The organism is Kaistia algarum (assembly GCF_026343945.1).
Lineage (GTDB): Bacteria > Pseudomonadota > Alphaproteobacteria > Rhizobiales > Kaistiaceae > Kaistia > Kaistia algarum.
This window is the reverse complement of sequence record NZ_JAPKNJ010000001.1, coordinates 787,006-811,397: the sequence shown is the minus strand read 5'-3', so window position 1 is coordinate 811,397 and position 24,392 is coordinate 787,006. Positions and strand designations below refer to the sequence as shown.

20 protein-coding genes are annotated in these 24,392 nt (G+C 64.9%); 6 read left to right on the top strand and 14 right to left on the bottom strand.

Annotated elements, in window-relative coordinates:
- Window positions 1–394: 394 nt before the first annotated feature.
- On the top strand, window positions 395–1,789 hold the full coding sequence (gene sthA / locus OSH05_RS04030) for a Si-specific NAD(P)(+) transhydrogenase (protein ID WP_104217462.1): 1,395 nt from the start codon (window positions 395–397) through the stop codon (window positions 1,787–1,789).
- Between the two features lie 24 nt (window positions 1,790–1,813).
- Here the strand turns inward: sthA and OSH05_RS04025 are convergent, their stop codons facing one another.
- On the bottom strand, window positions 1,814–2,554 hold the full coding sequence (locus tag OSH05_RS04025; RefSeq protein WP_266352047.1) for a carbonic anhydrase family protein: 741 nt from the start codon (window positions 2,552–2,554) through the stop codon (window positions 1,814–1,816).
- 177 nt (window positions 2,555–2,731) lie between these two features.
- Here OSH05_RS04025 and OSH05_RS04020 point away from each other — a divergent pair, with 177 nt between their 5' ends.
- Window positions 2,732–3,244 carry a DUF1993 domain-containing protein gene (locus OSH05_RS04020; RefSeq protein ID WP_104217463.1) on the top strand — a complete coding sequence of 171 codons (513 nt, stop codon included), beginning with the start codon at window positions 2,732–2,734 and terminating at the stop codon, window positions 3,242–3,244.
- A gap of 49 nt (window positions 3,245–3,293) precedes the next feature.
- Here OSH05_RS04020 and OSH05_RS04015 read toward each other — a convergent pair whose 3' ends face one another.
- Window positions 3,294–3,998: a hypothetical protein gene (locus OSH05_RS04015; RefSeq protein ID WP_104217464.1), complete on the bottom strand. Its 705-nt coding sequence runs from the start codon at window positions 3,996–3,998 to the stop codon at window positions 3,294–3,296.
- 221 nt (window positions 3,999–4,219) lie between these two features.
- On the opposite strand from OSH05_RS04015, the gene OSH05_RS04010 reads away from it, so the two are divergent.
- Together OSH05_RS04010 and OSH05_RS04005 are read left to right on the top strand one after the other, a co-directional pair.
- On the top strand, window positions 4,220–4,942 hold the full coding sequence (locus OSH05_RS04010; RefSeq protein WP_104217465.1) for a response regulator: 723 nt from the start codon (window positions 4,220–4,222) through the stop codon (window positions 4,940–4,942).
- The gene (locus tag OSH05_RS04005) at window positions 4,939–6,228 is read left to right on the top strand and encodes an ATP-binding protein (RefSeq protein WP_104217466.1); all 1,290 of its coding nucleotides are present in this window, start codon (window positions 4,939–4,941) and stop codon (window positions 6,226–6,228) included. Before OSH05_RS04010 ends, OSH05_RS04005 begins: the two co-directional genes overlap by 4 nt.
- A 4-nt stretch (window positions 6,229–6,232) precedes the next feature.
- Here the strand turns inward: OSH05_RS04005 and OSH05_RS04000 are convergent, their stop codons facing one another.
- The 5 genes from OSH05_RS04000 to OSH05_RS03980 all read right to left on the bottom strand — a co-directional run bounded on the left by OSH05_RS04000 (window position 6,233) and on the right by OSH05_RS03980 (window position 12,233).
- Window positions 6,233–7,705, bottom strand: coding sequence for an EAL domain-containing protein (locus OSH05_RS04000; RefSeq protein WP_266352046.1), 1,473 nt, complete (start codon window positions 7,703–7,705; stop codon window positions 6,233–6,235).
- 319 nt (window positions 7,706–8,024) lie between these two features.
- Window positions 8,025–9,398 carry a guanine deaminase gene (gene guaD / locus OSH05_RS03995; protein WP_104217468.1) on the bottom strand — a complete coding sequence of 458 codons (1,374 nt, stop codon included), beginning with the start codon at window positions 9,396–9,398 and terminating at the stop codon, window positions 8,025–8,027.
- Entirely contained in the window at window positions 9,395–10,447 is a 1,053-nt protein-coding gene (locus tag OSH05_RS03990; protein WP_104217469.1) for a DUF2955 domain-containing protein, read from the bottom strand. The genes guaD and OSH05_RS03990 overlap by 4 nt, the downstream gene beginning before the upstream one ends.
- Window positions 10,437–11,591, bottom strand: coding sequence for an HlyD family secretion protein (locus OSH05_RS03985; RefSeq protein WP_104217470.1), 1,155 nt, complete (start codon window positions 11,589–11,591; stop codon window positions 10,437–10,439). The genes OSH05_RS03990 and OSH05_RS03985 overlap by 11 nt, the downstream gene beginning before the upstream one ends.
- A 12-nt stretch (window positions 11,592–11,603) precedes the next feature.
- Window positions 11,604–12,233, bottom strand: a complete 630-nt coding sequence (locus OSH05_RS03980) for a MarC family protein (protein WP_165801455.1) — start codon at window positions 12,231–12,233, stop codon at window positions 11,604–11,606.
- Between the two features lie 560 nt (window positions 12,234–12,793).
- Between OSH05_RS03980 and OSH05_RS03975 the strand changes: the two genes are divergently transcribed.
- Both OSH05_RS03975 and OSH05_RS03970 read left to right on the top strand, forming a co-directional pair.
- Window positions 12,794–14,080: a hypothetical protein gene (locus tag OSH05_RS03975; RefSeq protein WP_104217472.1), complete on the top strand. Its 1,287-nt coding sequence runs from the start codon at window positions 12,794–12,796 to the stop codon at window positions 14,078–14,080.
- 86 nt (window positions 14,081–14,166) lie between these two features.
- On the top strand, window positions 14,167–15,492 hold the full coding sequence (locus OSH05_RS03970; protein ID WP_104217473.1) for a L,D-transpeptidase family protein: 1,326 nt from the start codon (window positions 14,167–14,169) through the stop codon (window positions 15,490–15,492).
- Here OSH05_RS03970 and OSH05_RS03965 read toward each other — a convergent pair.
- The 7 genes from OSH05_RS03965 to OSH05_RS03935 form a co-directional block, all read right to left on the bottom strand.
- Window positions 15,486–15,842: a lysozyme inhibitor LprI family protein gene (locus OSH05_RS03965; protein ID WP_104217474.1), complete on the bottom strand. Its 357-nt coding sequence runs from the start codon at window positions 15,840–15,842 to the stop codon at window positions 15,486–15,488. The genes OSH05_RS03970 and OSH05_RS03965 overlap by 7 nt on opposite strands.
- Window positions 15,839–16,153, bottom strand: coding sequence for an MliC family protein (locus OSH05_RS03960; protein WP_104217475.1), 315 nt, complete (start codon window positions 16,151–16,153; stop codon window positions 15,839–15,841). The genes OSH05_RS03965 and OSH05_RS03960 overlap by 4 nt, the downstream gene beginning before the upstream one ends.
- Before the next feature lie 66 nt (window positions 16,154–16,219).
- Entirely contained in the window at window positions 16,220–16,933 is a 714-nt protein-coding gene (locus OSH05_RS03955; protein WP_104217476.1) for a cytochrome c biogenesis CcdA family protein, read from the bottom strand.
- 4 nt (window positions 16,934–16,937) lie between these two features.
- Window positions 16,938–17,330: a thioredoxin family protein gene (locus OSH05_RS03950; protein ID WP_165801456.1), complete on the bottom strand. Its 393-nt coding sequence runs from the start codon at window positions 17,328–17,330 to the stop codon at window positions 16,938–16,940.
- An 86-nt stretch (window positions 17,331–17,416) separates the two neighbouring features.
- The gene (locus tag OSH05_RS03945; protein ID WP_165801457.1) at window positions 17,417–17,587 is read right to left on the bottom strand and encodes a hypothetical protein; all 171 of its coding nucleotides are present in this window, start codon (window positions 17,585–17,587) and stop codon (window positions 17,417–17,419) included.
- Between the two features lie 160 nt (window positions 17,588–17,747).
- Window positions 17,748–23,465 (bottom strand): DUF6531 domain-containing protein, encoded by a 5,718-nt coding sequence (locus OSH05_RS03940; RefSeq protein ID WP_104217478.1) that lies wholly within the window; start codon window positions 23,463–23,465, stop codon window positions 17,748–17,750.
- Window positions 23,466–23,483: 18 nt separating this feature from the next.
- A complete protein-coding gene (locus OSH05_RS03935) occupies window positions 23,484–24,386 on the bottom strand; it encodes a hypothetical protein (RefSeq protein WP_104217479.1) in 903 nt (300 codons plus the stop codon).
- Between the last annotated feature and the right edge of the window lie 6 nt (window positions 24,387–24,392).

Genomic DNA, 24,392 nt, shown 5'->3' with positions numbered 1-24,392 from the left:
GAAATTTCCGCTCTTCAGCAGGCTGTCTCCAAACGAAACGCTAGAAGCCGAAGGACGGTTCCTCTGCCTCATTCGGATGCATTTCGGCTCCGATGGCAAGGGTTGAGGCAGGGTAGGGGCTTTGAACCCTTCTCTTGATGCAGAGGGTTCAGGGGTCGAGCGAGGCGCCGGCCGCCAATACTCCGGGACTGGCGCCTCGCTCCGCCCCTACCCGGAACTCGTCGCTGCCGTCTCTGCCCGAAAGCTGGCATCCAACCTGCATCGCAACGTGGGTTCGGCTTCACCGTCTTGTCACCCGACGGGAGGAATGTCGAAGCCGACTGCATGATGCCTGCCGCGCTCGTCCCTTCATCCATATCAAGCCGACGCGCAACGGGCACCGGGGAACTCGTCCATGAACGAATATGACATGATCGTCATCGGCAGCGGCCCGTCGGGGCGCCGCGCCGCGGTCCAGGCTGCCAAGCTCGGTAAATCCGTCCTCGTCGTCGAGAAGGGTCGGCGGGTTGGCGGCGTATCCGTCCATACCGGCACGATCCCGTCGAAGACGCTCCGCGAGACGGTGCTCAACCTGTCGGGCTGGCGCGAGCGCGGCTTCTATGGCCGCTCCTATCGCGTCAAGCAGGACATCGGCGCCGAGGATCTGATCGCCCGCCTGCGCAAGACGCTCGACCATGAGGTCGAGGTTCTCGAGCACCAGTTCAGCCGCAATGCCGTGAAGACGGCGAATGGTGAGGCGCGGTTCGTCGGGCCGCACGAGGTCGAGGTCACGGCGGAGAACGGCGAGATCCGGGTCTATACCGCGGACCACGTCCTCATCGCCTGCGGTACCCGACCCTTCCGCCCGGATTATGTGCCTTTCAATGGCACCTCGGTGTTTGACAGCGACGAGATCATCGAATTGCCGCGCCTGCCGCGCAGCCTGGCGGTCATCGGCGCGGGTGTGATCGGCGTCGAATATGCGACGATCTTCTCGGCGCTCGACGTAGCGGTGACGCTGATCGAACCGCGCAACACCTTTCTGGACTTCATCGACAAGGAACTGATCGACGAGTTTATGCACGATCTGCGCGACCGCAATGTCGGGCTGCGGCTCGGCGCGGCGGTGACGTCGATCGAGGTCAAGGACAATGGGAAGGTCGTGACGACGCTCGCCGATGGCCGCATGGTGACAACCGACATGCTACTCTTCGCCGCCGGCCGCGTTGGCAATACGGATCGTCTCAACCTCGATGCCGTGGGGATTGCGACCGACCATCGCGGTCGCATCGTGGTCACGCCGCAGACGCTGCAGACCTCGGTTCCGCATATCTATGCCGCCGGCGACGTCATCGGCTTTCCGAGCCTCGCCTCGACCTCGATGGAGCAGGGGCGCGTCGCCGCCTGCCACGCCTTCGGGCTCGCGCCGCCGCCGCCGCCCGAGTTCTTTCCCTATGGCATCTATTCGGTGCCGGAAATCTCGACCGTGGGCATGACGGAGGAAGAGGTGAGGAAGCGCGAGATTCCGTATGAATGCGGCATTGCCCGCTTCCGCGAGACTTCGCGCGGCCACATCATGGGCTTGAACACCGGCATGATGAAGATGATCTTCTCGACCCGCACGCGCCGTCTGCTTGGCGTTCACATTGTCGGGGAAGGCGCGACGGAGCTGATCCATATCGGCCAGGCGGTGCTGAATCTGAAAGGCACCATCGACTATTTCATCGAGAACACCTTCAACTATCCCACACTGGCCGAGGCCTACAAGATCGCGGGCCTCGACGCCTGGAACCGGATGGCGCGGCCCTGAGACCGCGCCGGCCGATCCGCCGCTTCACTCGAAGAAGCTGACGCGCCCGGTCGCCACATCCTGCATGGCGGCGACGACCTTGACGTCGCCCGCCTCAACGAGGTCGCGGATGACGACGCTGCGATCGACGATCATCTTCGCCGCGAGCTTCGCATTCATGTCGGCAACGGCCTGGACGAAGGCGGGGTTGTCGGCGGTCTTCTCACCGTCAAAATCGGCACCCGCAGCGACGACTGCCGGCTCGATGTTGGAGAGTGTCGCCGTCAGATTGCCGAGCTGGGCATTGCTGATTGCGCCGCGGATGGCGCCGCAGGCCGTATGGCCGAGTACGACGATCGCTCGCGCGCCGGTCAGCTTGGTCGCAAATTCGAGGCTGCCGATGATGTCGGTATTGACGAAATTTCCGGCGATCCGGGCCGTGAACACAGCGCCGATCCTCTGGTCGAAGATCAATTCGGGCGGAACGCGCGAATCGATGCAGCCGACGATCGCGGCGAACGGCGCCTGGCCGGATGCGGTCGCCTTGATCTGGCCGAGGAGGTCGCAATTGACCGTCTCGTTGTCGAGCAGTCGCTGATTGCCGGCCTTGAGGCGCGCGATCGCGTCGTCGGGGCTCGTCGCCGTCTGCCGGGTCTTGTCGAACGGCACGCATGTATCGGCCAGCGCTGGTGCCGCGACGAGCGAAGCCAGACCGAGGCCGGCGGCGCCACGCAGGAAGCCGCGACGGCTGCAGCCACAGGCCGCAATTCCGCTATGCATATTCATGGAATGTCCCCTCCCGATGGCAGGCGCTTTCGCGGCCTGCCCGTGTCCCAACCCTTGCGGCACCTGTGAAATCAGAGGCCGCTTCCCCATATCCGGACTGGTGTGTTCGCAAGGCCGAACGTACAGACGCCGGAGCCAGCACACCGAGCCCCATACACCCCCAAGGTGAACCCTATCATGACGTTCTCGGCCTACGAAGTTTCCGTACCGCTCTTCCTCCGCGGCTTCGCCAATCTCTCCGCCAATCTTGAAAAGGGCAGGGCCTTCGCTACGGCGAACGGCATCGATCCGGACGAGCTGGTGGAGGCAAGGCTGATCGCCGACATGCTGCCGCTTTCAGGCCAGGTGCAGCGGGCGAGCGATACGGCCAAGGCCTGCGCCGCGCGGCTGACCGGCATAGCCGCGCCGAGCTTCCCCGACGAGGAGAAGACGCTGGCCGAATTGGAGGCGCGGATCGCGAAGACGGTCGATTTCCTGAAAACCGTCCCACCGGAGGCGTTCGAGGGCGCCGAGGCGCGGCCCATCACGCTGAAGTCGCGCGGCGGCGAAACGCATTTCGTCGGCCGTGACTACCTCTTCCAGCACGCGCTTCCAAACTTCTATTTCCACGCGGCAACCGCCTACGACATCCTGCGGATGCGGGGCGTTCCGGTTGGCAAGCAGGATTTCCTGGGGCCGTTCGGCCAGTAAGACGAAGGCGGCCACCCGGTTGGGGTGGTCGCCCTCTTGCCGAACCCGATTAGCCCGGGTTGGGAGCGTCGTCCGGCTGTGCGGCGTCGTCTGGCGCGCCGGGACCCTGCGGGCCGGCGTCATCGGGACCGGCGCCGGGTGCCGGCGGCGGGCCGCCGGCCGGGCCGCGATGGAAGCCGCCGGGGCCGTGGCCGTCCGGTCCCATCATGCCCGGTTCGCCATGCATCCCCGGACCACCGCGCATGCCCGGACCACGCGGCGGTCCGAAGCGCAGTTCGACGCCCGCAAGCTTTTCGAGCTGGTCGGCGGTGAGCGTGGTCTTCAGCACGTCGATTGCCTTGGTCAGCGTCGCGGCCTTGGCAGCCCGCTCGGTGATCTCGCGGGCGAGGCGTTCCTCGCGGGCGAAGGCCTTGGCGCCGTCCTTGGCCGCGTCGTCCGGCTTCGGCGGCGCGGGCGGCTCGAAGAGGGCGAGCAGGGCGCTGGTATAGTCGCGCCACGCATCGATCTGGTTGGCGCGGACCCCGATCAGGGTTTCCGCCGCCGAGAGCTGCATGGCCAGATGCATTTCACGGCCGGCGCGCGGACCCTCGCCGCGCATCCACCCCATCGGGCCACGCGGGCCGTCGGGACCGCCCTGCCGGAAGTCGGCGACCTGGGCATTCGCAGTCTTCGGTGGTTCGGAGGCCGATACGGCCGAAAGCACAGTCGATCCGGCGACGACCGCGAGGCCGAGTGCAGCCAAAGTGCGTTTCATTGCAGTCTCCTTGGTTCGTTGGACGCAGGCCGAAATTAGGAACAGCTCGTGGCATCCCATCGTCCTTTGCGTGACGGAGCCTTGCGCCAAAGGGGAAACTTGTTTCGAAAGGTTTCTGTTCCGGGCCTTGTGAGATTTCGTTACCAAATCAGCATTCTGCCGGTGGAAGATGGCAGTATGGCTTTCGGCGGAACGGGCGCCGCGTGTCCGAGCGAGGAAAAATGCAATCTCAGCCGCATATCTTGGTCGTCGATGACGATCTGGAGATCCGCAAGCTGCTCGGCCGCTATCTCGACCAGCAGGGCATGCGCGTCTCGCTCGCGGCCGACAGGCGCGAGCTGGAGGAGAATCTCGCGACGCAGACGATCGACCTGATCGTTCTGGATGTCATGCTGCCCGACGCTTCCGGCCTCGACATATGCCGCCAGCTCCGCGACCGCCGCCCGCATGTGCCCGTCATTCTGCTCACGGCGCTGAAAGAGGATGTCGACCGCATCATCGGCCTGGAGATCGGCGCCGACGACTATCTCGGCAAACCCTTCAACCCGCGTGAATTGCTGGCCCGCATCCGGGCTGTGCTGCGTCGCGTCTCCGATCTTACCGAGCCGCCGACGGTCGCTGCCTACCGCTTTTCCGGCTTCGTCGCGACGCCCGAAACGCGCAATGTCCTCGATCCGGACGGCGCCGATGTCGTGCTGACCGGTGCCGAGTTCGATCTGCTGCGGGTCTTTCTCGATCGACCCGGGCGTGTCCTGTCGCGCGAGCAATTGCTGGACCTGACGCAGGGCCGCGAGGCCGATACGCTTGACCGGTCGATCGACGTGTTGATGAGCCGGCTCCGCCGCAAGCTGGGAGATGGCGGCCAGTTCCAGATCTTCAAGACCGTTCGCAATGGTGGCTATCAGCTCTCCGTCCGCGTTGATGTGGTGGAGACGGCCGCTTGAACTCGCTCCGCCTGCGGCTCGCGCTCCTCGTCGTCGGGGCGATTGTCGCGGTGGTGGGCCTTGCGACGGTCGTTGCGATCGGCGTGATCGGACGGCCCGGGCCAGATCGCATGGTCGCAGATGCGGCGTTGCAGGTCGATCTCATTGCGCGGCTGGCGGCCGAATTGCCGGATGAGTTCGAGCCCGGCACGCCGGCCGGTTCGAGGCTCGGTCTGCAACTCATGCACCGGCCGGCCGACGGCATCGTCGAACCTCGGCTCACTGACCAGATACGACGACAGCTCAGCCGCATCGGCCGGCCGATCGACGTCGTGGTCACGCAGCCGAGCCCCGGTGCCCCGGCTACCGTCTCCGTGCCGATTGAGAGCCAGGGGTGGTGGATAACGCTGCCGCTTTCGACGCTCCCGCCGCCGCCCCGGGCTGGCTGGGTGCTGCTCCTCGGCTGGATGTCGGCGATCACCCTCGGCGCGGCCGGCATTGCCGTCGTCATTTCCAACCGCCTGGTCAAGCCGTTGCAACTGGTCGAGAGCGCGATCGCTGCCGTCGGGCCGGACGGTGTGTTGCCCGCCCTGCCTGAAACCGGATCGGGCGAAATGAAGGCGACGGCCGCTGCCTTGAACCGTCTTTCCGCCCGACTGAAGAGCGCCATGGAGAGCCGCATGCGGCTTGTCGCCGCCGCGGGCCACGACCTCAGGACGCCGATGACGCGCATGCGCCTTCGCGCCGAGTTCATCGTCGACGATGAGGAGCGGGCGCTGTGGCTGTCCGATCTGGAGGAACTTGACCGCATCGCCGACAGTGCCATCCGCCTCGTCCGCGAGGAGGTAGAGGCATCGGCGCCCGATCCGATCGACACCGGCCCGTTCCTATCCAGCCTGGTTGGCGAGCTCGTCAGTCAGGGCCACGCGCTTGAGCTGGGACCGTTGGCTCCGGCGTTCCTGAGCGTCACGCCGCTGGCACTCGCCCGCGCCTTGCGCAACCTCCTGATCAACGCGGCGACGCATGGCCGCGGCGGCAGCCTCTCCTCGCGCGTGGAGGGGGCGATGCTCGTCATCCGGATCGAGGACAGGGGGCCGGGTATCCCGCAGGAGTTGATCGACCGGGTCTTCGAACCTTTCTTCCGGGTCGATCCGGCTCGCCGTCAGTCGATGCCGGGGGCCGGTCTCGGCCTTGCCATTGCCAAGGAGATCATCGAGCGCGGCGGTGGTACGATCCGCGTGACGAACGCCGAAGGCGGCGGCCTCGTCCAGGAGGTCAGGTTGCCGCTGGCCGCGAACATCAATTGAGGCTCTACGTCGTCGCGGGCAGGTCTTGCGCCCTCGGGGGTGCCCAGATCTGCCGGCCTGCCAAGGGTAGCAGCGCTTCCGCCGGCATGGGCGCGGCAAACAGCCAGCCCTGCATGCGCTTCACGTTCCTGTCGGCAAAATAGAGACGCTGCTCTTCCGTTTCGACGCCCTCGACAATGACGGCAAGGCCAAGTTCCCGGGCGATTTCGAGCATCGGTGGAACGATCCGCGATTGAGAGGAGCCATCCGTGACATGGCGGGTGAAGCTGCGGTCGATCTTGATGCAGTCGACCGACAGATCGCTCAGATAGGAGAGATTCGAATAGCCGGTGCCGAAGTCGTCGATATGGATGAGGTAGCCTGCCTCGCGGAGCTTGCGGATGCTATCCGCCTGCGCCGCCGTATCCACAATGCGTCGTTCAGTCAGCTCCAGCGCAATCTGATTGGGGTGGATGCCGCGTAGCTCGAAATATTCGTGCAGGATTTGGAAGAGCTGAGGCTCCAGCAAATCGTTGGCTGTGATGTTGAGACTGACTTTGAAGTTCCGATTGAACCGCAGGAACGTGCTCAGATCCTGGCTGGCGAGCCTGACGGCCAGCAGGAAAAGATCGATGGCAAAGCCGCCGGCCTCGGCGACTTCGATAAATTCCGACGTATCGACCTGACTGCCATCCTTGCGGAACCAGCGCATCAGCGCTTCGGCCGATACGCAGGTTCCCGTCGATGTGTCGATGATGGGTTGGTAGTGAAGCTCCAGTTCGCGGCGTTGCATGGCCCGCCGAAGCGCCCGATCCATCGACGCGTGCCGGGTGATCCAGTATTGCACTAGGGCGGCCCCGATGATCCCGAGAAGCGCCCCGCCCGCGGCGGCGGCAGCGAGCGTGCTGGCATGGGCCAGGGCGACGTCGGACCAACGCATGCTCAGGACGTAGCAGAGCCAGCCCGTACAGGCTGAAACCAGCATTCGCTCGCTCGTGATGATTGGCTTTCCAGCGCGCAGCGCCGTCTCAGAGAGCCCGACCACCGGGCCATTGCCGGTCACGACCGAACCCATGGGGCCGATCCGAACTATGCTGAGTTGGTGGCGACGGCCCAGCATGGCCGGCGGATCGATGTTGGGCAGTCTAGCCACCACCACATGATCCGCGTTCAGCACCATCGCCTTGACGCCCGGGGCCTGCGCGAGTTCGGCGCTGACCCAAAGCCGCCAGCCGTTTGGTGCCACGAAATCCGGGTGCGCAAGCGGCGGGATGGACTGGGCCCGACTGCCGAGACTGCTGCTGCACAGCAATTTTCCATCGGCTTGATACGCGACATCCTTGACGCCTCTCGATCGCAGCAGGATCACCCTGACCTGGTCGAGAAAGGCCGCGCTGCAGGGTGGGTCCTGGATGCTGCCTACATCGCGAACGACGCTGGCCGTGTCGGCGATTTCCGTGGCGCGCTGAGCTATCGCCTCGCTGACGATTGTCTTCATGCGGTCATGCTCGAATCGGAACACGAGAAAGCCGCCCAGCGCGGTTGCCAGCAACGAGGCGACAACCCCTATCCCAATGATTCTTCTAGTATTTTTCTTCATGATCTGGAAGGGCCCCCCAGCCCTTCCAGAACAGTATCCATATCGAATTTAGTTAAACAGTGACCTTCATACTCGACAAATTTCTTGGTTAATCTATAAAATTTTAGCCAAATTTTCTGAGCAGTAGTCTCAGTGCGAGACATCCATAAAATCAATACTGTAAATTCTATCGATACATCAAAAGGGTTGTGTTTGACGGGCCTGGCGACGCGTGCCCTCAGGGGGTGGCGCCATTCGCCACGCTCCGTCCCCCGACCCAGACGGCGACGATGTTGGCCTTTGAGGCCGTGTTGATGGTCTTTTGCAGGACGCCGGCCGCGTCGTCGGCTTCTTCGACGATCCGGAGCGTCGAGCCTTGCGCCGCCGGGTCGATCAGCAGGGCGTCGAAATGGTAGCCCTCCGCGAAGATGCCGACCGGCAGGTCGAGCGCGGCGCCGCCGCCGGCGGTGGCGAGATGGAAGGCGAGGTCGAAATCGACGCGCGAGCCTGGCCGTCCGCGTCTTTCCGCCGGCAGGGACGGATCGACGCCTGTCTCCAGCATACGCGACGCCGCGATCGTCATGCGCTGCACTTCGAGCATCGAGGCGCTCGGCCCGCCTGAAATATCGGTGCCAAGCCCGACGCGGACGCCCTTTTCGAGTGCGGCCCGCAGGGGGAAGACCGAATTGGCAAAATAGGCGTTGGAGAGCGGACAATGCGCGACACCGGCGCCGCGCGCGCCGATGCGGTCCATGTCGTCCGGCGTGATAAAATTCGAATGGGCGAGGATCGTGCGCCGCGTCATCAGCCCGAAGCGGTCCAGCGCTTCCGTGTCGGTGACGCCGTAGCGCGATAGAGCATAGCCATGCTCCCAATCGCTCTCCGAGCAGTGTGTCTGAACATGGCATCCGCATTCGGCGACGATCTCGCCAAGCCCTTCCAGCACGGCGTCGGTACAGGAGGGGATGAAGCGCGGCGTCGCCACGGCGTGGACAAGGCCGTGATTGTCGGGATGGGCGGCGACATAGTCGATGACCGCGCGCGTCCCGGACAGCGCCGCCGCCGCCGAGGCATCGCGATAATAGGGCGGGCATTCGTCCGGATTATCCATCGCCACCTTGCCGACAAGTGCGCGCTGGCCCGCCTCGATGCAGAGATCAACGAGGAGGCGGGTCGCCTCCTCGTGCACGGTGGCGAAGTAGAGCGCCGTGGTCGTGCCACCGGAAAGGAGGTCGCGGACCAGCGCTCCATAGTGCCGCCGCGCGAACGCGACATCGGCATAGCGCGCCTCCAGCGGGAAGGTATGGCGCTGCAGCCAGTCCTCTAGTGGCACGTTCAGTGCCTTCCCGAGCTGGGGATATTGCGGTGCGTGGATATGGAGGTCGACGAAGCCGGGAAGGACGAAGCTGCCGGTCGGCATTTCAACCAGCGAGCCTTTGGCGAGCGCTGTCGCGCGCGCTTCCCCGTGGCCGGCATCCGACGAGCGATGCAAGGCCGCGATGTCGCCCCGATCGTCGAGGCGGATCAGCGCGTCCGCCAGGATGTCGAGGCTGCCGGCTTCGGGCGCGTGATAGAAAGTGCCGGCGATGGTCTTGCCGCGAAGATCGGTCATGGGCTGGTTTCGGTCCTGGGGTGCGGCTCGGTCCGCCAGAGAAGGCCGATGCCGATGATGGCATAGAGGATCGCGAACAACACCATGACCATCCGGGTCTGGAACGATTCCGGCGCGGTGGTCGGGATCGGCGAGACGCCGAGGCCGAACACGACGAGGAAGATGCCGAGCGACCCGGCGAAGACCTTGCCACGCGCCGGATCCGCGGCCCTTCCGCCGAGGAACAGGCCCATGGTGAGCAGAATCAGGAACATGAAGACCAGGCTCTCGCGCATGGACAGCAGCGTATAGGCGAAAGAGGCGAGCAGGCCGCCGATGACATTGACGACGAGCAGGCCCCAGATGGCCTTCTGGTCATGGGCGATATCGGCCTGGTTGATCAGCGAGACGACGGTGAGCGGCACAACGATGGCCGTCGTGAAGGCCGGGTTGATGAAGCAGATCAGCACCGAGCCCAGCAGGATCAGCGTGTTCGATGCAGCGCGTTGCAGCGGATGGGCGGGGGCCGGCCCGAGCGAGCCGGCATCGCCAGGCCCCGACGCCGCAGGCTCGGGGAACAGGGCATGCGCCGCCCAGGCGATCAGAAGGCCGGCCGCCAGCGAGCCGAGCAGGACCGCGGACGTCGCCTGGCCGAGATCGATATTGGCCATGCCGAGTACGATCGTAACGGTTGAGATTGTCAGCACCAGCCCGACGATTGGCAACGCCTTGCCGAGCGCCTGCGCCGTAAAGCAAAAGAAAAAGAGCAGGCCGATCAGCAAGAGGAGAACGACCGGACGGTCGTTGAACAAGCCGACCAGAAGGGTCAGGGCGCCGCCGGTTACAAAAACGACCGCCGCCATGACGATTCCTGCCGCCAGCGGCAGAGGACGACGGCTCGTCACCAGGAACTGTAGCGCCAGCATCGGCGCGAGAAAGGGCAGCACCGAACCGATGGCAATGGCGGCGGTGAACCCCGCCGAGACGGCGAAGGCGAGGCGCAGGCCGAAATGCCGCTCCCGCTTCAGCTCAAGCGCCTCGGCGATGCCGTCCGGTTGTTCAGGTCGCATAGCTCAGCCACGAGACGAGCCGGATCCAGAGCGAGCCGAGCGCATTGGCCACTGGATTGTCGCCTGTATAGATCACGACATTAGCCTGCGAGCCGTATCGCACGCCGGACGGGACGCCTTCGTCAAGCACGATGCGAAGCGGGAAACGCTGCGCTTCGCGCACCCAGCCGCTGTCGTTCTTGACCGTCGGCAGGCCGGTTGCCGGATCGATGCCCCCCTGCGACACACCCCAGCCCACGCTTTCGACATGGCCGCCGAAAACGCGTCCGGGCAGCGTGTCGAGTACCACTTCGACGGGTTCGCCCGGCGCAAGGTATTCGAGGCTGTTCTCCTTCAGGTTGGCGGCGATCCAAATGGTTTGCGCATCCAGGAAGGTCATGGCGAGCTGGCCGACACCGACGAACTGGCCGATCGCGAGCTGTAGATTGGTCACCGCGCCGCCCGACGGGGCGAGGACGGTGGTGCGCAGCAGGTTGAGACGGGCGGTTTCCAGCGCGGCCAGAGCCTGGCGCAACTGCGGATTCTCGTCGCCGGCCGGGCCGAGTGCCTGGCGGGCTTGCTCCAGGTCGGCTTCCGCGCGGGTGACGCGTGCCTCGGTGCTCTTCAGCAGCGCTTCCGCGTCGTCCTGCTTCGCCTTGGCGTAGACGCCCTTTTTCACAAGCTCAAGCACCCGCTGCGACTGCTCGCGCTGGTTATCGCGCTCGGAAATCGCCTCGACGAGACGGGCTTGCGCTGAATCGACGGCCGAGGTCGAGGCGCCGATGGTCTGCCCCACCAGCGCCAGCTGCGCCTCGGCATTCTCGACGGCGATCTGGAAGGGCTGCGGATCGAGGCGGAACAGCAAATCGCCTGGCTTGACGACCGCGTTGTCGACAACGCCGATCTCGATCACCTTGCCGGCAACCTCGGGCGCGATCTTGACGACATAGGCCTGAACGCTCGCCTGCGAGGTATAGGGCGTAAGCCGCTCCATCAGGATCGACACGAAGAAGAACAGGATCGTGATCCCCAGCACCACGAGTGCGGTGCGCCGCAGCGGATTGCCGTGCTTCGGTTCGTCCGGCAATTCGGGCTTCGGCTCGGGCTTGATCTCCGGCGTCGGCTCGGCAGGGGTTGCGTCGATGACGATATATTCGGTCGACATGATGCTCCCCGATCAGTGGGCCTGGGTGACGGCGGCGATCACGCCGAGATCGCGGAGGGCGGAGATCATCAGCTGGACGGCGAGCGCTGACAGCAGCAGCCCCATCACCTTGGAGATGATGATGCCTACCCCGGCATTTTTTCCGAGGCCCAGCTTGCCCGCCGACAGCAATATGCCGAGGTTGAGCGCCATGATGGCGAGCACGATCAGCGCGATCACCAGCTTCTGGACTAGCGTCTCCGTCTCCGCGACGATCGCGGTGATCGCCACGAGGCCCTGCGGCGTCGCCATCAGCGGAATGGCGAGCGGATAGATTGCTATATCGGCGGAAGGCAGCCCGCCGACTTCCTCGTCCTTGTGTTCGCCCAGCACCATGTCGAGCGCGAAAAGCAGCAGGATCAGCCCGCCGGCGATCTTCAGCGCCGGAATCGACACGTGGAAGAGGTTCAGGAGGTTCTGGCCGAAGAAGACGAAGACAAGGCACACAATCGCGGCGACCGTCACTGTGGAAAATGCGATCTGGCGCCTTAGCGCCGGCCCCGCCGTGGCTGTGAGCTTCGTGTAGACGATCGCCGCCTTGAGCGGGCCGACCGTGACAAAAAGGAGGGCGATGATGTCCGCAATTCCGAAGTCCGGCGACATGGGCGTGGGTTTCCCTGGGCGAAGCGTGCGCAGCCAGCCATGAGGAGTAGAGCAAATTACCAAGGCGAAACAGCCCCTCCAGACCTTGGCCACAGGCATGCGTCAAACCCGGAGAGCTCGCCCGCTTGCGCTCCGAAGTGGAAAACATGGCGAACCCAGAGAGTCGTCGGTAAGTAGTATTGCAGCGACGGTAGGGGCACTTTACCGAAGTCGACGAATATCCTATTATACACGGCCTCCACTTGAATCGAATACGATCAAATGTGAGAGTGAATATTCACAGGCACGTTCCGCTCCCTTTTTAGGAGGGGTTGATCATGCGTAGATTGACGCATCTGGTCTTGGTTGCCGGCGTTGCGTTGCCGTTGATCGTCATCGGCGGCGATGCGTTTGGCCAGGTTCCGCCCCACACGCCCGGAACGGTCTGTTTCACGCCGCAGTTCTGGTGCTGGGCGTCTCCGCCTGGTCCCCCGGGCTTTGCGTGTGCCTGCCAGACTTCCGGGGGCCCGATTCCAGGCCAACTCGGATAAAGGCGAAGATAAATGGCTGGAGGCAACGCTATGGCCGACTTTGCAGCCGATCAGGCGAAAGAGCTGCTTGATGATGCGATCCTTATTGCCTCGTTCGGGCAGCGCGCGGGCCGCCTCGACGACGATACGCTGTTTCTTGCCATCCAGAAGGTCAAACAGGGCAACCAGATCAGTTGGGGTAGCCAGGAATTCTCCGATCTGCAGGCCGCGATCAACAAGTCGATCAAGCTTATATCGCCTGCGACGCTCATCGATCTGAAGAGTGGCTGGAATCCTTTCGGCAAGCAGCGGGAAAAGAGCGTAGCTCGTGAGAGCCGAAGCCGTGTTCTCTTCGTCTTCGCCACGGTCCTGCTCATCTTCGTGTGCGGATTCTATACGGTCTGGTACAAGCGGGCCGCGGCGCTCGTCGAGGACAGCCCGACGATCAAGATCGACAGGCAGGATGAGATCATCAACGATGTCTTCTTCAGAGCCATTGAATCCGGCGAGATCGATAAGGATCAAAGGGCGATCAAGATCTCGAGTCTTTCGGACATTACAATCAGCGAAAAAGTCGACGAGCTTCGCAGACTTCAGCGGCAACTTGGAGAATTCAAGCAGAACTATAACGACATCATCGTCGACAATGTTCCGGGGAAGGTGCTGATATACAGCGCTTTGAACGTGTTGTGGCCGCCGAAGCTCATTTCCACTGCGCAAGCGGGTTCGATCGATATTTATTCCTTGCCGCAGCAGCCCGTGTCTCAGTTGACCGACCGTACGAAATGCATCCTCATATCGCAAACTCCGCAGCCGGCTGGAGCGGAAGCTTCACCGACAACGCATAGCATATCGAACTTGTCCGGCTACGTGTTGGATCGCGATGACATGTGGAACCAGATTCGTTGCATTGTCGGCCTGAGGTCGATGGAAGAACTCGGCCTCGCCAACGTCAATCAGGAGGTCGTCGCGCTGAAGAACAAGATCGACGTCTTGGGGCTATGGTTCCTTCCGGCGCTCTATGGCGCGCTTGGGGCAGTAATGTTCTATATGCGCGAGTTCCTCAATCCAATGACGCGAAATCCAGGACTTGCGTCGGTATTCCTGCGCGTGTCGCTGGGCGTTTTCGCCGGCATCGCCGTGGTGTGGTTCCTGTCGCCGGCGGTGAAGCAGGGCATCGGGATTCCGGATCTTGGGTTCGGCATTCTCACTGTCGCCTTCCTGTTGGGCTTCAGTGTCGACGTGTTCTTCACGCTGCTCGACAAACTCGTGACCATGGCCAAGAACGGGATTGGCCGCCTCGGCGCTCCCACACCCGCGCCCGGCGTTCCCAAGTAAGGCATCCCTCGCAAGCCTTCATTAACCACAACGGCCTAGTCTGGGTTCTGGGGTGGCGATCCTTGGTGGCTTCGTCGGAGTTGCGTGTGCGTATTTCGGCCCGGACGTTTCTTCTTCTCGCGACAGCGGCCGCGCTTCCTGGCATGGCTTCGGCCGATCCCTGGACGCGCCTCTATGCCGAGCGCACCGCCGCCTATCAGCTTCCCGCTCCGCTGGCCGCAGAATCGGCCGCGCTGACCCATGGCACGGCCAGCGAGGCGCCACCGGCGGCCGAACCGGCGCCACCGGCCGCCGCTCCCGCCGCCGAGGCTGCGCCGCCCGCGCAGACGCCTGTGACCGCACCGGTCGAAGCCGCGGCTCCGGCACCGGCCGCCAAGCCTGTCGAAAAGGCGGCCATACCAGCCGATTTCATGCAGCAGGCCAACGAGCCGGTTCTGCCCCACAGTTGGGAAAAATCCGACCGGGCCGATCCGCGCATCGCGCGGCTGCAGATCCTGCTCGACCGCGCCAACATCTCGCCCGGCGTCATTGACGGCCGCACCGGCCGCAATCTCTCCAAGGCCGTGGCAGCGCTGCAGAACATGTACGGCCTGCCTTCCACCGGCCGCCTCGGCCCCGATGTCGATGACATTCTCGGTCGTTTCGGCGCGACGCCGGTCTTCGTGCCCTATGTGATCACACAGGCCGATGTCGACGGGCCCTTCGTGCCGGTGATGCCGAAGGACTATGGCGAGATGGCCAAGCTCGACCGTCTCGCCTATCGCGGGCCGACCGAGGAACTGGCCGAGCGCTTCCACATGGACGAGGCGTTCCTGCGCCGCCTGAACCCGGATATCGACTTCAACACGCCCGGCTCGGTGATCATCGTCGCCGATGTCGGGCCGAATGCGACGGCGAAGGTCGCCCACCTTGTCGCCGACCAGCAGGCGCGCCAGCTCATCGGCTATGACGCGGCCTGGAATGTCGTCGTCGCCTATCCGGCCACCATCGGCAGCACCGACATGCCGTCCCCGACAGGTATTCATGCCGTGAAGGCGATCGCCGTCGATCCGGTCTATTGGTATCGCCCGAAGGTCAATTTCCAGCAGGGCAACAACACCAAGTCGCTGAAGCTGGCGCCTGGGCCGAACAATCCGGTCGGCGCGGTGTGGATCGGCCTGGACAAGCCGACCTATGGCATCCACGGCTCGCCGGAGCCGAGCAAGATCGACAAGACCAACAGCCATGGCTGCCTGCGCCTGACCAATTGGGACGCGAAGGAGTTGGCCCGTCTGGTGAAGCCGGGGGTCGATGTCGAGTTCATCGACCCGACCCCGACGGCTTCGGTCGCGGCGGCTCACGCCACCGCGGCGCCCGCCGCCATGGCCGAGGCCTCACAGCCGGCGGCGATGCCGCCGCCTCTGGCTCAGTAGGGACCGCCGGAGGCGATCCGCGCGAACGCCGCCTTCAGCGCCGCAATCCGGTCTGCATAGGCGGCCGAAAGGCAGCTGACATCGGCGCCGCAGGCCTGCCGCCGCGACAGCCAAGCCTTCTGGTCATCGCGCGTTGCTCCGGCGCCGCCCATGGCGAGCAGCGGTAGCAGCGTCTGATAGAGCGTCGCCATCTCCACATCGGCATCGTTCAGAGCAAGGTTGCCGCAGATCGCCACTTCATCCGGCTTGGCAGCCTTGGCGCAGGGAAAACTCGCGGCCAGGGCCGGAGCAGGCAGGGCGCCCGCCGCGAGAATGGCGAGTGAGAACAGCAGGCCGGCTTTGCTTGTCATGTCTTCGCCTTGCAGGTCGTCGCCTTGCCGGCGATGGTCAGCGTTCCGCCATTGCCCTTGATCCAGAATTCCGTGTCGTCCTTCACGTAGCGCCCGCCATCGGCGGAAAGCGCCTGTGGCAGCACGAGCTTCCGGCCGGTCTTATAGGCGAGTGTCACCGAACCTTTGGCGGCGGCCGGCGGCGTGAAGGTCGCGGTAAAGGCCGTGCCGTCGGCACAGCGATAGCGCGCGGTGGCATCGGCCATTGCCGGCGCCACAGAAGCCAGGGCGACGGCTATGCCGACCGCCGACGCAACCCAGTTGATTCGCATCTTTGCCTCCTCGACAGCATTCGCCCGGAGTTTAGCGGGGTGGATGGATCGCCGCGAGGGGCGGGCTCAAAGCTGCGTGCCGAAGGTGACCAGCCAGTCCGGCATGGCCTCCACCAGCGCCCCTTCGACCACGCGGTCATATCCGGTCAGCATGCCGAGGCCGACGAGAATAAAGGCGAGGCCGAGTAGCGTCCGCCCGATCGCCGCCGATCGCCCCGCGACCAGCTTGCCCCGGCGCGCAAGCAGGCCGAACAGGAAGCCGGCGATGAGAAGCGAGGCCGCGGCACCGAGCGCGAACACCATCATGGTGATCATCGCGGCGGCCAGCGAGCCACCGCCAGCCGCCAAGGCCAGAGCGGCGCCGAGAGTCGGCCCGACGCAGGGAGCCCAGGCCAGCGCCAGCAGCGCCCCGAGAAGCGCCTGCGCAGCAAGGCCCGAGATCGGTAGCCGGCCCGCAACTCCGTCAGCCAAGGCACCGAGCGGCGCCATCATCATCTCTGCCCGATGGGCCAGTGCCGGCACGATCGACACAATGCCGAAGCCGATCAGCAGGATCGCGATGACGATCCGCCCCGGACCGGTATCGCCGAGCTCCGTGCCGAGCGCGGCTAGAATACCGCCGATGATACCGAAGGTGACGGCGAGCCCAAGCGCGAGGGCCACGGGGCCAAGCGGATCGCGCGCCCGCGCCCCGGCGATCACGATCGGTGCCAGCGGCAAGACGCAGGGATTGGTGATGGTCAGGAGGCCGGCCAGGAAGGCGAGCGCAATGGCCGCCATGGACTTAGGAGACCGCCGAGAGGACCTCGAGAACCGAGGCCTCCGACGTCCCCCACGACATCTTCGCGACCTGCTTGCCGCCCTTCCAGGCGATCAGGGTCGAGCGCGGGACGCCGAGGGCCTTCACGATGTCCTTCTGCTTGTCATAGTCGACCTTGAAGAACTTGATGCCGTCATAGCGCGGATCGCTGGCGAGGCGGGAGAGGATCGACGCCTGCGCATGGCATTGCAGGCACCAGGGCGCATAGACATGCACCACCACCGGCTTGCCGGAGCGGATCGCCTTGTCGACGGCGGCGGCGTCATAGGCGACGAACTCAAACGCCGAGGCGGGCGGGATCGCGATCCCAAAGGCGACAAGGGCTACGGACCCCATGAGCGCGCGGCGTGACAGCATGTGAGTGTTCTCCATCGTCATCGATGACATCGATACGAAGGAAACCGGCGGGCGGTTACGCGATCACGCGGAATTGAGGACGGGTGTCAGGCGACCAGCACGGCCCCGAAGATGCTGATCAGGCCGATCGAGGCGGCTGCGCCCGTCCAGTAAAGCTTGCGATGGTGCTCGTCGCGGAGAGCGTCGCTGGGTTGGAACGCCTGGGCGGCAACAACGGCGGCGGCGGCGACGGCGGTGTAGACGAAGACAGGGAACATCAGATCCGTGGCGTGTTTTTGTTGTTAAGACCTGATTGAGGATAATGGATCGTAAACGCCGAAGTCCAGCGTGACGGACGCCGCGCCGCCGCTGAAACGCGCCACGGTGCGAGATTTCGGCCGGTAACGTTAAGGCGCGGCGGCGCGCCTTCCACCGTCCCTATTTCTTGCCCCCGGCCGAGGCGGGCTGCGGCGTCTGCATCCAGAAGGGCAGCTTGGCAAACCAGGGCGCCGCATAGCTCATGCTGGTCGACTTGCTGAAATTGGTGAAGTCGTTCCAGAGCCCCAGCGCCTTGCCGTTGCCCATGCCCTTGAAGCCACCCTGTGCCAGCACGTCGCCGGCATAGTGCGAGCAATTGGCGCAGCCGAAATCGAAAGGCTCCGTCCCTGTGCCCGGCATGCGGCCCTTGGCGTAACTCATCGCCTGGTCGACGGAAGCTCGGGGGATGCGCATCGTATTATATTCGAAGGGCCGTCCGGGCATGTAATAGGGCGGCTTACCCTCGGCCTCGTTGAAATCGGCGAACAGGGCCTTCTTCGGTCCAGTCGGCGTGTCGACCGTGCCTCGCATGCCGTTCTTCTCGGTGAACCAGAAGCCGCCGCCGTCCTTCTCCAGGATGATCGCGACATGCCCGTCGGGGCCGCCGATCGACTTGGCGAAGCCGACGCCGATTTCCTTGCCGGTCGGGGAGGGCCAGAAATTGTCGAGGTTGTCGCCGATGACCGTGAAGCGGCCGCCGCGGGTCGAGAAGCTGTCAGCCGGCCCGAGGCCACGCGCCTGGCCGTAATAGGTCCCCTTGCCGAAGGTGGCGCCGCGAACGTTCTTCGAGGCGAAAGGCAGCAGCGAGGTGACGATATCGAAGGTGCCGGTCGCGTAGTTCCCCTCGCTATATTGCTCGATGCCACCGGCGACGCCGTAGGCGGCGAGCGGCACGGCGAGTTCGGGCGCGAAGACCAGCGCCGGGGCGATGACCGCGCCGAGGCCCATGGAGATGCCGAGTTCGCTCCAGGAGAAGCCCTCGGCGCGCTTCCTCGGGTCCTCCGACATCTGGATGCCCTGCCGCACCGCATTGATGCCGCCGGCAATCAGCGCGCCCACCGCCATGACGGCGAGAATGGCGAGGAAGGCGAATTCGCCGTCCGGATCGATCAGATCGATCGGGTTCTGCGCCGCATAGACATAGAGCGACGACGAGTTGGCGTAGCCCTGCGGGTCCGGCGAAAGGAACAGCCCGTGCACAGGATTCATCAGCCGCCGCTTCGAGAGATAGAGCCCTGTTGCGGCGAGATGGCGCTGGCCGCCAAAAATCGGCTCGGCGCCGAAGATCGAAACCGGGCGGACGGCGCCGCCGGGATCAAAGATCGTGGGCAAGCCGAAGGGGCGGTAGCGATAGGTCTCGATGAGCGAGCCCTGATCGTCGGCGAGCGCCACGAGATTGTGCCGCCCGTCGAACAGCGTGAAATGGGTCGCGCCGGGGCGGTGATAGGCCAGCGGCAGACCGGTCGTCGCATGAACGGTCTTTTGCCGGATCGCAATGCCGGCTTCGCTCTCCTGATCGGCGCTATCGCCGAAATAATGCAGCCGCCGCGCCGGCCGCCCCTGTTCGCCGATCACGGCCGGCCGGCCGAGGCTGTCATAGGTGAGGCTCAGGACTGTGCTGGCGCCGGATTTGACCGTGGTGATGCGGCCGAGCGCATCGGCGCGATAGGTGAGGGTACCGTCGCTGGATTGAACGCCTTCGGCCGAATGGGTGAAGGCGGAGAGCCCGTCGCTCAGGATCCGGTGGCCCGGCAGATAGGTATAGGCGCGGTTCGCCTCGCCGGTATGCGTCGCCGTCAGCCGCGCGTCGCTCCGATCATAGCTGAAGCCTTCCGCCTCCGGAGCGCCGGCCGCTGCGCCGGAAGCCGCGGTGATCGCCGCGTCCTGGTCGGTCTGCAGCGATGCGTCGGGCAGCGGCAGGACGAAGCCCTTCTTCGCACTCGCGAGGCGGTATTTCGGGTCGAACTCGAAATAGGACAGCGCCGAAGTCTGCCCCAGCAGCGCCTCGATCCGGCGGCGATTAGCCTTGTCGTAGCGATAGCGGATCCGCTGGTCGGCGCCGGCCGGGCTTGTCGCGGCCAGGTCGACGAGGCGTTTGCGCTCGTCATAGCGCGCCTGGATAGCAAGGGAGCCGGGAAGGTCCGCACTACCGAAATGCGCGCCGCCGGAAGGCTTTAGCAGGGCGAGCGGCGTAACGCCGGAGCCGAGCGCGCCAGCGGCTGTCTGCTCGATCTTCGTGACCGTGCCGTTCAGATCATGGCTGTGCCGCTCCGTGCGCCCGTCCGGCCAGATGCGCAGTACCTCGCCGCTCGCCTCGTCGAAGCTGCGGGTCATTGTGGCGCCGCCGCTCGTTTCGGCGACCAGGCGGCTGCGGCTGTCGTAGGCGCGTTTCACCGTCTCCGCGCCAAGATCGGCGCGCACCACACGGCCAAGGCCGTCATAGCGGAACTCATGGGCGGGAACGGCGTCGACGCCAGCCGGTACTGCCGCATTGGTGATCGCGGCCAGCCTTCCGCCCGCGTCATAGGAATAGTCGAAGGCGACGCCGCTGCCGAGCGCCTCCTGCGCGATCCGGCCGTCCGCGCCATAGCTGCGCGTCGACGTGACGCCGTTCGGATAGGCGGTGGCGATCATCCGGCCGACGCCGTCATAGGCATAGGTCGAGATCTCGCCGGTCGGGTCGGTATAGCGGATCGGCCGCGATAGCGGATCGAGCTGCCAGCGATGGGCGACGGCGAGCCCGGCCGCATCGTAGATTTCCTCGGTTCGCTGGCCGAAGGCGTCATAGGCGATGGTTTTCACCCGGCCCAACGCGTCTTCCTGCCGCACCATCCGGTCGGCGGCGTCATAGCCGAACTGCATCGCCGAGCCGTCCGGATCGATGGCGGCGCTGCGGCGATTGCGGGCGTCGAAGCTGTAGCGCTTGACGATAGACGAGATCGTGCCGTCGGGCTCGACATGCCGGCTCTCGGTCCGGATCACATTGGCGTTGCCGTCATAGTCGTAGCGCTCCTCATTGCCCATCGGGTCGGTCTGGCGCGTGAGCCGGCCGAGCCCGTCATAGGCGAACAGCGTCTCGCCGCCACGCGGACCGACAATACGGACGAGGCGGTCGTTCGGGTCGTGGAAATAGCGCGTGACGACGTCGACCGCCATTGTCGGGTCGTCGACGAAGGAGGCGGTCGTCTCTTCGACCAGCCGGTATTTCTCGTCATAGCGATAGGTCGTCTTCGCCAGCGTCCGTACGGTTCCCGACCCGTCGTCGCCAATAGTCTCGACACGTTCGACGAGGTCGCCGCTGCGCCAGGCCTGCCTTATTTCGGTGCCGTCCGGCCGCGTCGTCTTCTGAAGCCGCGCGAAGCCGTCATGGTCGTAGTGGGTAGCGAGCCCATCCGAGGCGATCTCCTGCGTGACTCGGCCGCTGCGGTCATGAACATTGCGGGCCGTAAGGCTGGTGCCGTCGCCGCCGGAACGGGTTTCCTTGATCAGCGCCCCGCGCTCGTCGAAGACGCGGCGGATCACCGTTCCGGCCGGATCGACGGTGCGCGCTGCAAAGCCGCGAAAATCGTAGCAGGACGTGACGACCCGCGGCGCGGCGGTATTGGCGGCCATCACGATCTTCAGCGGAAAGCCGAGCACGTCGCGCTCGAAGCGGTCGACGATGCGGGGGCCGAGGCCGGGCTCCGCATAGTCGCCGCGCGGCCGCTCGATCGCGCTGAGTTTCCGGTCGGCGTCGAAATGCAGGAAGACGCGCGGATCGTCGCCATTGACTGGCGGAGGCGAGACGATCTCGGTCTGGCCGAGTGCGTTGACGTTCTTGTTGGTCGAGTTGCCGTTGCCGTCCTTGTTGGCGACATCGAAACCGAAGGCGTCGTAGCCGGTCTCGTTGACGATGCCGAGGCCGCCGACATCGAAGACCTGGCCGATGAGGCGGCTCGCTTCCGCACCGGCATTGCCATAGACGCTCTCGTTGCGCGCGCCGTCGGGAAGGATCGTCGCAAGGGTCTGGCCCTTGGCATTATGCTCGAAAAGCGTCGCCGAATTCTGCACCGTGCCGTCCGGCAACGTCGCATCGGGATGGCGGATGCGCTTCAGCTTGCCGGTATTGGTGAGCGCGCCGGGGTTGAGGTCGAAATCATAGTCGTAGCGGACCAGCGAGCCGGCCTCGTTCTTCTCCTCCACCAGAAGCTGGTATTTCGGCTCGTAGCCGCCGCGCCAGACGATCCGGCTCGGCGCCGGGAAGCCGGCGGCGGCGGTGAGTTCACGGCGCAGAAGCTTGCCACGCATGCGCGGATCGACATTCCCATCGTCGAAGATGGCGAGTTCGGCGCTGCCATCGGGAAGCGTCGTCGAGACGAGATTGCCTTGGCTGTCATAGCCGTAACCGATAGCGACGACGCGGAACGACAGGTCCTTGACGAGACGGAAGCGCCGGTCGAGCAAGTCACCGCGATAGTTGAAGGTGTAGGTCTCGACCCCGAAATCGGGATTCATCACCTCGACCTGCACGGCGCCGATATTGATGAAAAGCGGATCGTCCTGGTCGTATTGCAGCTGCGTGTAGCAGAACTGGAACAGATAATCGCCATAGAGCTGTTCCGTTAACTTGGCGAAGCCGAAGGAAGCCGGGTCGTCCTCATAGGCGTTTTCGAGATAGACATTGCCGTCCGAATCCGCGACGCGAACGATGTTGTGGCGGATCAGCGGATGCTCGAAAGGATCGGCATAAACGTAGATCCGGTCGACCCCGTCTGGATGGTCGCTGGTCGGCGGCGAGACGACGCGGGTGAGCTGCATCGTCTGTTCGTCATGCTCATAGGTCCAGCGCCGCCCGGCCGGATCGCTGATCGCGACCAGCAGCCCGCAATCGTCATAGTCGAAATGCAGGAAGCGATCATCGTCGTCGCGCACCTCGGCGAGGCGGTTCTCGCTGTCATAGGTGAAGCGCAGCGCATTGCCGTGGCGGTCCGACAGCCAGACGATTGGGATCCGCTCGATTTCGGTCCAGCCGCCGGGGCGCTGGAAGCGCATCGTCGTGCCGCCCTCGCCGAGCACCTCATAGGTCTGCGCCTGGCCGACGACCGGCTGCAGCTTCTCGAATACGCCGCGCGGCGGCTCGAAACCGGCGCCGGTCGGCTTGAAGATGTCCTCGTGCAGATTGCGCCAGAGCGCGATCGTCCCATCGGAAAGTTCGCGCAGGTAGAGATTGTAATTGTGGTCGAAGTTCCAGCCGAACGGGCCGAACACGGCGATACCGCTGCGATAGCTGCGCTTGACCGCGAGCGGCAGGATCGTGTTGGGGATTTCGAGATCGGTGTCGTCGAGAAAGAACGCGCCGTTGAAGAGATCGACCGGATCGCCGGCGTCGGTCTTGGTCTTCGGTTTGTCGGAGGAGACCTGCTTTTCCGGTTCGCCCGTCGGCGGACGCGTCGGCTCGTCGCCGGGACCGGGCGGCGCGTCGGGCGGTGTATCGGGCGTCTCCGCGCCATCCGTCCCGGCCTCTTTGGGGGCGGGAGCGCCCTGATTGGCGGCGGAATCGCCGGCATTCGGATCCGGCTTGGTGTCGCTGGGCGGCGTCGGCGGTGTGCCGGTCGGCTGGGCATTCGTGCCCGGCCCGCCCGCGCCGCCGGAAGCCGTGCAGGTGTCCTGCATATTCTTCCAGAAGTTCGGCGACTTGTCGGCCCGGCCCGTATCGGGGTTCTGCGACTTGAACGCATCGGCGAAGGCGAGGGCCTCGCAGGGATTGTCGGTCTGAAACTTGTCGCCACCCTTGTAGGTCGTTCCGCCATAGTCGAATTTCTTGGCACTCGCTGGGACGCCGACCGTGAAATTGGGCATGGCCGTCTCCTTCGCGTCCTAGCGGATCGCAACCACCACGGCACGATTCCCAGCCCAGACCAGATCGCCTTCGTTGATGTCGACGGCGACCTCGGCAATTTCCGAAGCGGCGTCGATGAAGGCCGCGAGGTCTTCCTCCAGCCGCAGGCATTCCGCATTGGTCATCACCCGGCCGACGAGACGCGCGATTTCCGCCGGATTATCTGGCTTTGTCAGGAACCGCTCGACGACGACCAAGGTTGGCTCGCCGGTCTGGCGATGGCGGCCGAGATGGATTTCGAGACCATCGCGAACCAGTTCGTTGCGCGTCACCGTGACCATCAGGGGCTTGCTGCCATAGTCGATCTCGATCTCGGCGATGTCCTCGACGCGAGCCATGGCGAGATCGGCGTGGCGCTTGCCGATGGCCATCATCGTCTGCGCCGTGCGGGCCAGTTCCCGGCCCGCCTCGTCGTCGCGCGCGACATTGACGATGAACTCCTCGAAGCCGTCCTCATCGCGGGCGACCACGTGCCAGACGCTGGAGGTGTGGCCTTCCTTGATGTTCCAGAGTTCGCAGAGGCGCGGGCCCTTCGGCGGAAGTCGCGCTTCGAGATAGCGCTCCGCCGCGCGCGCCGATTGGCGGAACGAGAGGACGTGCAGCCGCAGCGCCGCCGCGCGCAGGTCGAGAAGCGCCGGCTCGTCGCTGGGCGATCCGTCATGAAGCCGATGGGCCAAGCGCGACCAGTCCTCCGGCTCGGCGATCTCGCTCAGGAGGCCGCGGCTGGCGATACCGTGGAACGGTCCGCCGGACCCTGTCGGGGTCTCGCCACCGGCCGGCGGAACCGGATTGCGATCCGGTCCGTGATAGAGGCTGAAGGCGAAACCCGGCTGTCGTCGTGGCAACGGGTCGGTGCGTCGCACCGTGGAGGGGCTTGCCATGACGCT